This window comes from Erwinia sp. JUb26 (assembly GCF_003751505.1).
Lineage (GTDB): Bacteria > Pseudomonadota > Gammaproteobacteria > Enterobacterales > Enterobacteriaceae > Erwinia.
Genome location: NZ_RJVB01000008.1, coordinates 249,140 through 261,869 on the forward strand (window position 1 = coordinate 249,140; position 12,730 = coordinate 261,869).

Annotated in this window: 9 protein-coding genes; 6 read left to right on the forward strand and 3 right to left on the reverse strand. The window is 52.2% G+C overall.

Features of this window, described 5'->3' with window-relative positions; genetic code table 11:
• Positions 1-21 precede the first annotated feature (21 nt).
• Genes serB through nadR form a run of 3 tightly spaced genes read left to right on the forward strand, consistent with a single transcriptional unit; the run spans position 22 to position 3,669 of the window.
• On the forward strand, positions 22-999 hold the full coding sequence (serB, locus tag EC836_RS20115) for a phosphoserine phosphatase (protein ID WP_123336378.1): 978 nt from the start codon (positions 22-24) through the stop codon (positions 997-999).
• Between the two features lie 9 nt (positions 1,000-1,008).
• Positions 1,009-2,391 (forward strand): DNA repair protein RadA, encoded by a 1,383-nt coding sequence (gene radA, locus EC836_RS20120; RefSeq protein WP_123336380.1) that lies wholly within the window; start codon positions 1,009-1,011, stop codon positions 2,389-2,391.
• An 18-nt stretch (positions 2,392-2,409) separates the two neighbouring features.
• On the forward strand, positions 2,410-3,669 hold the full coding sequence (gene nadR / locus EC836_RS20125; RefSeq protein ID WP_123336382.1) for a multifunctional transcriptional regulator/nicotinamide-nucleotide adenylyltransferase/ribosylnicotinamide kinase NadR: 1,260 nt from the start codon (positions 2,410-2,412) through the stop codon (positions 3,667-3,669).
• Positions 3,670-3,728: 59 nt separating this feature from the next.
• Here the strand turns inward: nadR and EC836_RS20130 are convergent, their stop codons facing one another.
• Positions 3,729-4,730 carry a zinc-binding alcohol dehydrogenase family protein gene (locus tag EC836_RS20130; RefSeq protein WP_123336384.1) on the reverse strand — a complete coding sequence of 334 codons (1,002 nt, stop codon included), beginning with the start codon at positions 4,728-4,730 and terminating at the stop codon, positions 3,729-3,731.
• 95 nt (positions 4,731-4,825) lie between these two features.
• Between EC836_RS20130 and EC836_RS20135 the strand changes: the two genes are divergently transcribed.
• Positions 4,826-5,722, forward strand: coding sequence for a LysR family transcriptional regulator (locus tag EC836_RS20135; protein WP_123336386.1), 897 nt, complete (start codon positions 4,826-4,828; stop codon positions 5,720-5,722).
• A gap of 238 nt (positions 5,723-5,960) precedes the next feature.
• Here EC836_RS20135 and EC836_RS20140 read toward each other — a convergent pair whose 3' ends face one another.
• Entirely contained in the window at positions 5,961-6,146 is a 186-nt protein-coding gene (locus EC836_RS20140; protein ID WP_123336388.1) for a hypothetical protein, read from the reverse strand.
• A gap of 501 nt (positions 6,147-6,647) precedes the next feature.
• On the opposite strand from EC836_RS20140, the gene EC836_RS20150 reads away from it, so the two are divergent.
• Both EC836_RS20150 and EC836_RS20155 read left to right on the forward strand, forming a co-directional pair.
• Positions 6,648-8,918, forward strand: a complete 2,271-nt coding sequence (locus EC836_RS20150) for a filamentous hemagglutinin N-terminal domain-containing protein (protein WP_158612805.1) — start codon at positions 6,648-6,650, stop codon at positions 8,916-8,918.
• A gap of 155 nt (positions 8,919-9,073) precedes the next feature.
• Positions 9,074-10,816 carry a ShlB/FhaC/HecB family hemolysin secretion/activation protein gene (locus tag EC836_RS20155; RefSeq protein ID WP_148050393.1) on the forward strand — a complete coding sequence of 581 codons (1,743 nt, stop codon included), beginning with the start codon at positions 9,074-9,076 and terminating at the stop codon, positions 10,814-10,816.
• 68 nt (positions 10,817-10,884) lie between these two features.
• Here the strand turns inward: EC836_RS20155 and ettA are convergent, their stop codons facing one another.
• Entirely contained in the window at positions 10,885-12,552 is a 1,668-nt protein-coding gene (gene ettA, locus EC836_RS20160) for an energy-dependent translational throttle protein EttA (protein WP_123336395.1), read from the reverse strand.
• Positions 12,553-12,730: the final 178 nt, after the last annotated feature.

The window sequence follows — 12,730 nt, forward strand, 5'->3', positions numbered from 1 at the left end:
TAAGTCCCTACAGGAGCTGTAATGCCAAATAGTCTGACCTGGTGCGACCTGCCTTCCGATGTCTCTCTCTGGCCGGGGTTACCTCTTTCTCTCAGCGGTGATGAAGTCATGCCGCTGGACTACCGCGCGGGCCAAACCGGCTGGCTGCTGTATGGGCGTCAGCTCGACAAAGCCCGCCTGACCGATTTTCAGCACCGGCTGGGCGCGGCGATGGTGATCGTCAGTGCCTGGGGCGTGGAAGATTATCAGGTGCTGCGCCTGGCCGGCTCCCTGACGCCGCGCGCCACCAAACTGGCCCATGAACTGGGTCTGGACGTCGCGCCGCTGGGTCGCATTCCCCATCTGAAAACGCCGGGTCTGCTGGTGATGGATATGGATTCGACGGCGATTGAAATCGAGTGCATTGATGAGATAGCCAAGCTGGCCGGCAGCGGCGAGCTGGTGGCCGAAGTCACCGAACGCGCGATGCGTGGCGAGCTGGACTTTGCCGCCAGTCTGCGCCAGCGCGTGGCGACGCTGAAAGATGCCGATGCCAATATTCTCAAGCAGGTGCGTGACGTGCTGCCGCTGATGCCGGGCCTGACCTCGCTGGTGCAGAAGCTGCAGGCCCTGGGCTGGGAGGTAGCAATTGCCTCCGGCGGCTTTACCTATTATGCCGAGCACCTGCGGGACACCCTGCACCTGTCGGCTGTGGCCGCCAACGTGCTGGAGATCCGCGACGGCAAGCTGACCGGTGAAGTACTGGGCGATATCGTTGATGCGCAGTATAAAGCCGACACGCTGAAGCGCCTGGCCGAGCGGTTTAACATTGCACCGGAGCAAACGGTCGCGGTGGGCGACGGCGCGAACGATCTGCCGATGATCAAAGCCTCCGCGTTGGGCATTGCCTATCACGCCAAGCCGAAAGTTAATGAACAGGCCGCGGTCAGCATCCGTCATGCGGATCTGATGGGCGTGTTCTGTATTCTCAGCGGCAGCCTGGTTCACGAAGAGCGTTAAGGGGAAGTTTTGGCTAAAGCGGTAAAACGCGCCTTTGTCTGTAATGAATGTGGCGCAGACTATCCGCGCTGGCAGGGGCAATGTAGTGCCTGCCACGCCTGGAACACGATCACCGAGGTGCGGCTGGCCGCATCTCCGGCCGCTGCGCGCAATGAGCGTCTGTCTGGTTACGCCGGCAGTGCCGGTACCAGCCGCGTGCAGAAGCTGTCGGAAATCAGCCTTGAGGCATTGCCGCGCTTCTCCACCGGCTTTAAAGAATTTGACCGCGTGCTGGGCGGCGGCGTGGTGCCGGGCAGCGCCATTCTGATCGGCGGCAATCCGGGTGCGGGCAAGAGTACGCTGCTGCTGCAAACCCTGTGCAAGCTGTCGGAAGGGATGAAGACCCTGTACGTCACCGGAGAGGAGTCACTCCAGCAGGTGGCGATGCGCGCGCATCGTCTGGGTCTGCCGACCGAAAATCTGTATATGCTGTCGGAAACCAGCATCGAACAGATCTGCCTGATCGCCGAGCAGGAACAGCCGAAGTTGATGGTGATCGACTCCATTCAGGTGATGCATATGGCGGATATCCAGTCTTCGCCGGGCAGCGTGGCGCAGGTGCGGGAAACTGCCGCTTATCTGACGCGCTTCGCCAAAACCACAGGCGTGGCCATTGTCATGGTCGGCCACGTCACCAAAGACGGATCGCTGGCCGGTCCGAAGGTGCTGGAGCACTGTATCGACTGTTCGGTGCTGCTGGATGGCGACGCCGATTCCCGCTTCCGCACGCTGCGCAGCCATAAAAACCGCTTCGGTGCGGTGAACGAGCTGGGCGTCTTCGCGATGACCGAGCAGGGCCTGCGCGAAGTCAGCAACCCGTCGGCGATTTTCCTCAGTCGCGGCGATGAAGTGACTTCCGGCAGCTCGGTGATGGTGCTGTGGGAAGGAACGCGTCCGCTGCTGGTGGAGATTCAGGCGCTGGTCGATCATTCGATGATGGGCAATCCGCGCCGCGTGGCGGTGGGCCTGGAGCAGAACCGCCTGGCGATCCTGCTGGCGGTGCTGCATCGCCACGGCGGCCTGCAGATGGCGGATCAGGACGTATTTGTGAACGTGGTCGGCGGGGTGAAGGTCACGGAAACCAGCGCCGATCTCGCGCTGATGCTGTCGATGGTCTCCAGCCTGCGCGATCGTCCGCTGCCGCAGGATCTGGTGGTGTTCGGTGAAGTCGGCCTGGCCGGGGAGATCCGTCCGGTACCGAGCGGCCAGGAGCGCATTTCCGAAGCCGCTAAACACGGTTTCCGCCGCGCGATTGTGCCCGCGGCCAACGTGCCGAAGAAAATGCCGGAAAATATGAAGGTTTACGGAGTGAAGAAGCTGGCGGATGCGCTGGCGATTCTTGACGACCTATAATGAGACAGGGCGGGCCGAGTGGCCCGCCGATCGCGCAGGAGGCATGTTGTGTCGTCGTTTGATTATCTGAAAACCGCCATTCGCCAGCAGGGCTGCACGCTGCAGCAGGTTGCTGACGCCAGCGGCATGACCAAGGGCTACCTGAGCCAGCTGCTGAATGCCAAAATCAAAAGCCCCAGCGCGCAAAAGCTGGAGGCGCTGCACCGCTTCCTCGGGCTGGAGTTTCCGCGCCGGGAAAAAACCATCGGCGTGGTGTTCGGTAAATTTTACCCCCTGCATACCGGCCATATTTACCTGATCCAGCGCGCCTGCAGCCAGGTGGACGAGCTGCATATCATCATGGGCTATGACGAACCGCGCGACAGAAAGCTGTTTGAAGACAGCGCGATGTCGCAGCAGCCTACCGTCAGCGACCGCTTGCGCTGGCTGTTGCAGACCTTTAAATACCAGAAAAATATCCGCATCCACTCGTTTAATGAAGAGGGGATGGAGCCTTATCCCCACGGCTGGGACGTGTGGAGCGAAGGCGTCCGCGCCTTTATGGACGATCGTGGCATTGTGCCCGATCGGATCTATACCAGTGAAGAGGCCGATGCGCCGCAGTTTAAAACGCATCTGGGCGTGGATACGGTGGTGATCGATCCGCAGCGATCCTTTATGAGCATCAGCGGCGGGCAGATCCGCCAGGATCCGTTCCGCTACTGGGAATATATTCCTACCGAAGTGAAGCCGTTCTTTGTGCGCACCGTGGCGATCCTGGGCGGCGAATCCAGCGGGAAATCGACGCTGGTTAACAAGCTGGCGAACATCTTCAACACCACCAGCGCATGGGAGTTTGGCCGCGATTACGTCTTCTCACACCTGGGCGGCGATGAGATGGCGCTACAGTATTCTGACTACGACAAAATCGCCCTGGGTCAGGCTCAGTACATTGATTTCGCGGTCAAATACGCCAATAAAGTGGCCTTTATCGATACGGATTTCGTCACCACTCAGGCCTTCTGCAAGAAGTATGAAGGGCGTGAACATCCCTTCGTGCAGGCGCTGATCGATGAATACCGCTTCGATCTGGTGATTCTGGTGGAGAACAACGTGCCGTGGGTGGCCGACGGCCTGCGCAGCCTGGGCAGTTCGGTCGATCGCAAAGAGTTCCAGGAACTGCTGGTATCAATGCTGAATGAGAACGGCATCAGCTTTGTTCACGTCGAGCAGGATAATTATGACGAACGCTTCCTGCGCTGTGTGGATCTGGTGAAGGAGATGCTGGGCGCGCAGTAAACAGCCCGCCCGGCAGGCCGCTATCGACGTGATTTACTCGCTAGCGGCTGTTATCAGACTCAGTACTCAATCACCACTTTGCCGCGCATATGGCCTTCCAGCACCAGATGGTGCGCTTCGGTCAGCGTTTCCACGCTCAGCCCGTGCAGCGTTCTGCTGAGCGAGGTAACCACTTTCCCCTCATCCAGCAGCTTCGCGGTCGCATCCAGAATCTCACCCTGACGAGCGATATCGTCGGTGGTGAACATGCTGCGGGTATACATAAATTCGAAATGCAGCGCCGCACTTTTCAGCTTCAGCTGGTCCATACTCAGCGGTTTCTCGTTCTCCACGATGGTACAAATCTGCCCCTGCGGCGCGATAATCTGGCTCATTGCCGCCCAGTGACCGTCGGTGTCGTTCAGGCAGAAGATGTAATCCACGTATTTGAGGCCGTGCTTCGCCAGTTCCGCCGCCATATCTTTGTAATCAATCACCAGATCGGCACCGCGATCCTGGCACCACTGTGCGGAATCCGGGCGTGAGGCGGTGGCGATCACCTTCACCTTGCTGTGCAGTTTGGCAAACGGGATCGCCAGCGACCCCACGCCGCCCGCACCGCCGACGATCAGCAGTGTTTTACCTTCAGCTGCTTTGTCGATCTGCAGACGATCGAACAGGCCTTCCCACGCGGTCAGCGCGGTGAGCGGGATCGCCGCCGACTGCGCCCAGTCGAGATGACGCGGCTTGTGGCCGGTAATACGCGCGTCAATCAGCTGCTGGGTGGCGTTACTGCCGGGGCGGGTGATATCGCCGGCGTAATACACTTCATCACCGATGCTAAAACCGCTGGCCTTGCTGCCAACGGCCAGCACAACGCCGCTGGCGTCCCAACCGAGAATACGCGGCTGCTGTAAGCCGTTCTTCTGAGCGCCCTTATGCACTTTGGTATCGACCGGGTTAACCGAGACGGCCTTAATTTCCACCAGCAGATCGTACTCGCCGGGGGTTGGCTGCGGCTGCTGGATTTCAATGAACTGCTGCGGTTTTTCCGGGTTAACGGCAATGGCTTTAATGGTCATACGGTTCTCCTTAGTGAGCTAACACCAGTGTAGAAGCTCAGCGGTAGGATGATAAGATGGACAATAACGCACTCAGTGTTCTTCTCAGGTGAACAATCATGTTCAGACAGCTTCAGGATATGGCGCTCTTTGCGCTGGTGGCCGAATGCGGCAGCTTTACCGCCGCGGCGAAACGCGCCGGGCTGCCGAAATCCAGCGTCAGCCAGCGCATCAGCCAGCTAGAGCAGGCGCTGGGCCTGCGCCTGCTTAACCGCACCACCCGTCAGCTGAATCTGACCTTCGCCGGCGAGCGCTATCTGGTGCACTGCCAGGAGATGATGCAGGCCAGCGAACGTGCCGGGCAGGCGATTGAACGCCTGCGGGAAAATCCCAGCGGTCGGCTGCGGATCACGTCCCCTGCCGGAATCGGTGCGACACTGCTGGCGCGTTTTAACGCGGCGTTTCAGCAGGCGTATCCCGATGTCACGCTGGAGGTGCTGGTCTCCGATCAGATCCGCGACCTGGTGCATGAGGGATTTGATATTGCGCTACGCACCGGGCAGCCGCAGGATTCATCGCTGATTGGCCGCCGGATTGGCTACTGCGAGCGGCTGCTTGTGGCTTCGCCCGAGTATCTGTCGCATTATGCGCCGCTGCGCGATCCCACTCAGCTTTCAGAGCATCGCTGCATTGCCCATCACGCCTGGAGCGAGTGGGGGCTGAAGCGGGGTGATGATTATTATCGCTGGCTGCTGCCGCCCACCCATATGACCGATAATCTGGTTTATGCTCGCGAGTGTGCATTAAATCATGCCGGGATCACGTTGCTGCCGCGCTTTCTGACCGAGGAGGCGATCGCCGCAGGCACACTGGTGCAGGTACTGTCGGAGTGGGAGGTAGAGGGCAACGAACTGTGGCTGGTCTATCCGGGGCGGAAGCTGAATACGCCGGCGCTGGCAAGCTTTATTGAGTTTGCGATGAGCTCGCCGGTGTTTGGGGATTTTTATCGCTAATCCTCAGGCTGATAATCAGGACGTTAATCGAAACGATAATGTTCCGGCGTGCTATCGATATATGCGGGATCGGTCAGTGAACATTCCGCTGCGGATATGATGGATGATGCAATAAGCGTCAGCGGTTTTTTCTTTTTATGAATATAGGGGATCGTGATGGTAATCGTTTGTGTATACAATTGCCCCCAGTCACCCAGTGTCACCGGATTATTTTCATTTTTTAATCGTGTTCTGTGGATCACAATGCGGTAGCTTTCTTACTATCCAGATTTTTATTTTTACTTAATTCCTGGGATATGACTTTTTGAGCAGCCCAGGATCCCACGCTGGCACAGTAATTTAGATTATTTTCCAAACTATCCTGGGGTGCAGTTAGCGAAAATAGCGGAAAGAACAGGGTTGTCAATAACATGATTTTTTTCATAGTTACTCCACGATAAGCGTCTTATCTATCGAGTTAATTATTTCTCTTCTTGCATCGGGACCAAGGATGATACACCCCTCCGATGCTTCCCCGGGATGCTCTCTGCTGTCACCATGGATTCTGAATAAATTTCTCCCATGCATATTATCTTCATCTGAACGCCCCATCTGTCTATGCTATGAAAGTCCATTAACTGTTTATGACTGCCAGCGAGCACCACGCAAAGCATGGCGTGAGGACCGCCTGCCGACGCAGAGATGAGCTTCAGGCCGTAAATGAAACGCCCCGATCTCAATTTTTTATAAATCATGCGATGTTATCTGCTGTTTCTTGTTGGATATGTCACTAATCTAAATTTTATATGTCGCTAATTTTTTTATTAATCAATTAAGTTTTGTGATATTGAATAATGGATTTTTTCCTATTTTTCATTTTATTGACATTAGATCTCATTAATTTAAGATAATTGTGGATCTTAGTTAGTAAACAATGGAGTTATATATGAAAGGAAATTTAGTTATTAAGCCTGTTTCTTTGGCGATAGCTTTGTCATTTATAGGAAGTGCTGGTGCTGTAGGGAATGGAACAATTGTCAGTGGCAGTGGTAATATTTCCAAAAACAACAATCAAACTACTGTAAAGCAAGATACAGATAAAATGATTGTTAACTGGAATAATATGGATGTAGGTAAAAACGAAAGGTTGACCTTTAACCAAAAGAATCAAAACTCATCTGTTCTTAATAAGATAAATGGCATCGATCCAACTGTTATTCAGGGCGCGCTTAACGCTAATGGTAAGGTGTTTATCGTTAACCAGAACGGTGTATTAATCAGTAAGGGGGCTACGATCAATGTTGGAAGCCTTGTTGCATCGTCACTTGATATAAAAAATGATGAATTCAATAACGGTAACTTACACTTTACCGGTAATGAAGATGGTAAGGTGATTAACCAGGGTGATATTAATGCAGCTAACTCCGTTGCCCTGATTGGCGCGGGTCAGGTTGAAAATAACGGCAAGATTAATACTAAGCAGGGTGATGTCAACTTAGCAGCAGGCAAAGATATCACACTTTCATTCCCTTCACTCGGCCGAATGAACGTGAGAGTGAATGCAGGTAGCTTAAATGCCTTAGTGAAAAATGGCGGAATTGTTGTCGCTAAAGGCGGTAACATCATGCTGACAGCATGGGCTACAGACCAATTGACTCGTGGAGTGATCAATAACACGGGCGTATTAGAAGCCAGCAATGTTAACTACCAGAATGATGGTTCTGTTCTTCTTATTAGTTATGGTAACACTAACAGCACGATTGATGTTGGTGGAAAGATAAAATCAGGGGTGATGGGTGAGATCTACGTTGAGGGTCAAAATACCAATATTGGTGCCGATCTGACCGCAAAAAATGCAGGTATAAAAATTATTAGTAGAAAAAAAGACGGCTATGTGAATGTTGATAAAAGCACATTTGATGGTGACGTTATTATTCAGTCTGATAATGTGTTAACCACCGAAAATGGTCGAAATTCAACGTTTAGTAAAGAAGTTCGTGTTAACAATGTCACAAGGGGTAATAACTACGAACTGGCAGATAAATCGACAAACAAGAACAATATTAAAGCCGGTCATGGTTCAATCAGTGAAGGGTTTGTCGATGCGGTGGTAAATAGCAAAAGTAAATTAATCGTTACAAATTACGGTGGCGATATCAATGCTAATAACAAATCTCATAATTATGGTGATTTATATTTATCGACCACAGATGGTGACGTGAATATTAATGGTGATATGAGCGGTAATAACATGTATGTTGATTCCAGAGGAGGAGTGAATCAATCTTCTGGTGCAAAAATAAATATGAAAGAGGACGTAAATCTACATTCATGGAAAGACATTTCCATGGGTGACGATATTACCGCTGGCCGTTCTCTGACTCTGGCTACCGAGAAGAATTTTATCCAGAAAACCGGAGCTAAGGCTTCAGCAGAGGATATATCACTCTACGGTAAAAATATCACGCTGGATGGTGATGTCTCTTCAAGGAATGTTACTATTAATTTGACGGGTAATCTCACTCAAGGGAAAACATCTTCTATTAATACCGATAATTTGAAACTTGGCGGTAGCGGTTACACTTCCTATGCTGATTATGACCTGATGGCCGGTCACAACAATATTAAGAGCATCAGCGGGAATGCTGGATCATTGCGTTTATCCAATGAATCAGATATTGAGTTAAAATCCGGCGCGCGTTTTAGTAATGACCTTGTTATTAAAGGTGATAAAAACGTTAAGGCAGATAAAACCAGCGTTGGCGGCGTTGCAGATATTCAGGCGGGTGGAGATTTTATCGTCTCTAACGGGTTGTCTGTCGATGGAAGCCTTACCGTCCAGGCCAATAATATTATCGAAAGCCAGGATTCTCATCCAGCCTATGGCGGAGATTCAATTAGTGTAGAAGGGGATGCAAACTTAACGGCAAAAAATAATCTTACGCTTAATTCAGTTCAAACGGGTGGATACAGAAATGGCAATCTCACCCTGAATGGTAAAAATGTTGATGTCAAATTTAAAAATGCAAAAGGCGATGTTATCGTTAATGGCGTAGTCCAGCCTAAATCAGGAAAGCCGGGTGGTTCAGGACAACATGACGGGTACAATGACTGGGGATGGGGTAATAGTGGATCTGGTCATTCTGGTGGATACAATGACCCATGGGGAGATGGTAGTGATAATATCTTTGCCCCCCCTAAGAGGGGTGGATGGTAACATCTAGTCAATAAAAATCACTGCCAGTCTGTGATTGTATTGTGCATTTTTCTCCAAACTTTCCCTTATGGGTCTGATTTTGGCGCAACTGCTTCATCTTCAGATTAAATAATGATAAATATGTCACCTCAATAGAAATATTGAGGTGGCTTTTTTTGAAATGGATTTTAAGCCGATTAATGAATTTAATTTCACCTTTTAAAGCATTTCCTCTGTCCCTGATTTCGGGACTTACAGGTCTTATGATGGGGACGGTGCCGCTACATGCTGCTACGCCTGCTGAAATGGGGTCGGTTAGCGGACAGATATTAAAAAACAACCCTATGCTCAACAATCCTTCACCACGAAATAGTGAAAAATCAGAAACTTTATCTCTACCGGAAAATACACCCAGGCCAGAGGATGAAAATGCCGGAGCCCAAATTGAAGTAAAGCTTATTCGTGTTATCCATGTGCCGGAGGTCGCGAGGAATGAAGTTGAGAAGCTGGTAGCGGATTACCGTAACAGGAAAATGACGTTGAATGCATTACGTAATGTGGCGATTAATATTACGTCCCTGCTACAGGCTCACGGGGAGCGGTTGAGCTATGCCTATATACCTGACCAAAAAATAACGGGTGGAGTAGTCACTATAGACGTAATGCAGGGACGAATTGAATCCATTCGTATACATAAAAATAGCTCGTTGGTGAAAGACAGTGTGCTGAATCGTTATGTAAAGCAGATGTATGAGTTTAAAGAACAGATTGCCCGAGTTGAAAATTCCCTGGGAAATGTAACAAATTTGCCTGGTGTGGGTGAGCTGACCCCCTATTTACAGGCAGGTCAGGAACCAGGGGGCAGTGCATTATGGTTGGATGTCACGCCTGCCCGGCGTGTGGAAGGCATGGTGGTGGTTGATAATATGGGATCATTATCCAGCGGTCGCACGCGGTTTGGCGTCCAGGCTAACATTAACAGTCCTCTGGGCCTTGGCGATCGTCTTGAGGCACTGGGCTATGCCGCCCCCGATTTTCTGCAAACCACAAATGACAGTAACCACGGCAACACGCTGATCGGGCGGCTTGCCTGGGATGCACCTGTTGGCGTGAGAGGAGGGCGGCTGGGTTTATCATTTTCGCGCGTTAGTTATAAGTTGGGGGGACCGTCTCTGCGAGGACTGGGGGATGGATATGCCGACATTGCTTCCCTTTATGGCAGTTATCCCCTGTTACGCGGCAGACGAAATAATTTGTCGTTAGGCATGAATATTGATTTCAAGCGTATGAACGATAATTTTTGGGATATGAGTAACCGACGGCATGCGCCGGTATTCAGCCTGCCTGTAAATGGTGACAGCCAGGGTAGTTTACTGGGTAAGCCCTTTATTCTTCAGTATGGGCTATCTCCTGCTCTGGGTGTGCTCAGCAATAGTGATGAATGGAACGGCAGCGATACACGCGGCCGTTATGCAGTTTTAACCGAAAGTTTTAATTATCTTCAGGGATTGTATCCGGGGATCACTTTAGGGCTTAACTTCAGTGGACAGCAGGCCAGCAAGAATCTTGACGGTGCGGAAAAAATGTCGCTGGGCGGGGCATATGCAGTGCGGGCTTACAGTAACTCAGCCGCCAGTATTGACAGTGGATTCGTTATTTCACCTTCGCTTAATCTGGACGTTCCCGGCATGGACAATACTAGTTTCCAGCTGTTCTATGACTACGGCCGTGGGAAACTACAAAAATTTTCTGCTGTTAATCAGACGGTTGCCCTGAAAGGATACGGAGTTGGAATTAATTATAACTTTAAAACGCGGGCATTTATTAATGCCAGCTATGCGTGGCGACAGGGACGTGACGAACTGGTCACCGTTCAGAATAAAGCAACCGGTTGGATAACGGCGGGGATACGATTTTAGACGCTGCTCATGATGATTGACATACGAGATAACCCCCTTGATACCATCTGGCAAAGGGGGTTACTTCATCACTTAATCATACGCTTGTACTTGATACGCTTTGGCTCCAGCGCTTCTGCGCCCAGCGTGCGTTTCTTGTACTCTTCGTATTCGGTGAAGTTACCTTCAAAGAACTCGATCTTACCTTCATCCTGGTAGTCCAGAATGTGAGTAGCAATACGGTCCAGGAACCAGCGGTCGTGCGAGATAACCATTGCACAGCCCGGGAACTCCAGCAGGGCGTTTTCAAGCGCGCGCAGGGTTTCGATATCCAGGTCGTTGGTCGGTTCATCGAGCAGCAGCATGTTGCCGCCGACCTGCAGCAGCTTCGCCAGGTGCAGACGACCGCGCTCACCGCCGGACAGTTCGCCCACGCGTTTACCCTGATCGACGCCTTTAAAGTTAAAGCGGCCCACGTAGGCACGGCTTGGCATCTCGGTGTTACCGATGCGCATAATATCCTGACCGCCGGACACTTCTTCCCACACGGTTTTCGAGTTGTCCATGCTGTCACGGAACTGATCGACAGAAGCCAGCTTGACGGTGTCACCCAGCACGATGTCGCCGGAATCAGGCTGTTCCTGACCGGACATCATGCGGAACAGCGTGGATTTACCCGCGCCGTTCGGACCGATGATGCCGACAATTGCACCCTTCGGTACGGAGAAGCTCAGATCGTCAATCAGCAGACGGTCGCCGTAGGATTTACGCAGGTTGCTGACTTCCAGCACTTTGTCACCCAGACGGGCACCAGGTGGAATAAACAGCTCGTTGGTTTCGTTACGCTTCTGGTATTCGGTGTTGTTCAGCTCTTCGAAGCGAGCCAGACGCGCCTTACCTTTCGACTGCTGGCCTTTGGCGCCTTTACGCACCCACTCCAGCTCTTTCTCAATCGATTTACGGCGTGCGGCTTCGCTGGAGGCTTCCTGCGCCAGACGCGCATCTTTCTGCTCCAGCCATGAGGAGTAGTTGCCTTCCCATGGAATACCTTCGCCACGGTCCAGCTCCAGGATCCAGCCCGCTACGTTATCCAGGAAGTAACGGTCGTGGGTAATCGCCACAACGGTCCCTTCGAAGTCGTGCAGGAAACGTTCCAGCCAGGCAACGGACTCGGCGTCCAGGTGGTTGGTCGGTTCGTCCAGCAGCAGCATGTCCGGTTTTTCCAGCAGCAGGCGGCACAGCGCCACGCGGCGGCGTTCACCACCGGACAGATTAGCAATTTTCGCATCCCAGTCCGGCAGGCGCAGCGCGTCGGCGGCACGTTCCAGCTGGGTGTTGAGGTTGTGGCCGTCGTGCGCCTGGATAATCTCTTCGAACTTGCCCTGCTGTGCAGCCAGTTTGTCGAAGTCTGCATCCGGCTCTGCGTACTTCGCGTACACCTCGTCCAGACCTTTCAGCGCACCAACCACTTCGGCAACCGCTTCTTCCACCGATTCGCGCACGGTGTGTTCCAGATTCAGCTGCGGTTCCTGCGGCAGATAGCCAATTTTGATGCCAGGCTGCGGACGCGCTTCGCCTTCGATATCTTTATCGATGCCGGCCATGATGCGCAGCAGGGTGGATTTACCCGAGCCGTTCAGGCCGAGCACGCCGATTTTGGCACCCGGGAAGAAGCTGAGTGAGATGTTCTTTAGAATATGACGCTTCGGCGGCACGACTTTGCCGACGCGATGCATGCTATAGACGAATTGAGCCACGTAGATTGAGCCTCTTATGGTCTGAGTTATTAGCAGGGCGCACTGTTGCCCTTTCAAACCACGGAGTTTAGCTGTTTTCCCCGCTTAATCACAGCCACCAGGCAGCGGATTATCCCGATATCACCCCAACAATTGGATATCTGTTTGATTTCTCACCATGTAACGCTATGCTAATTTT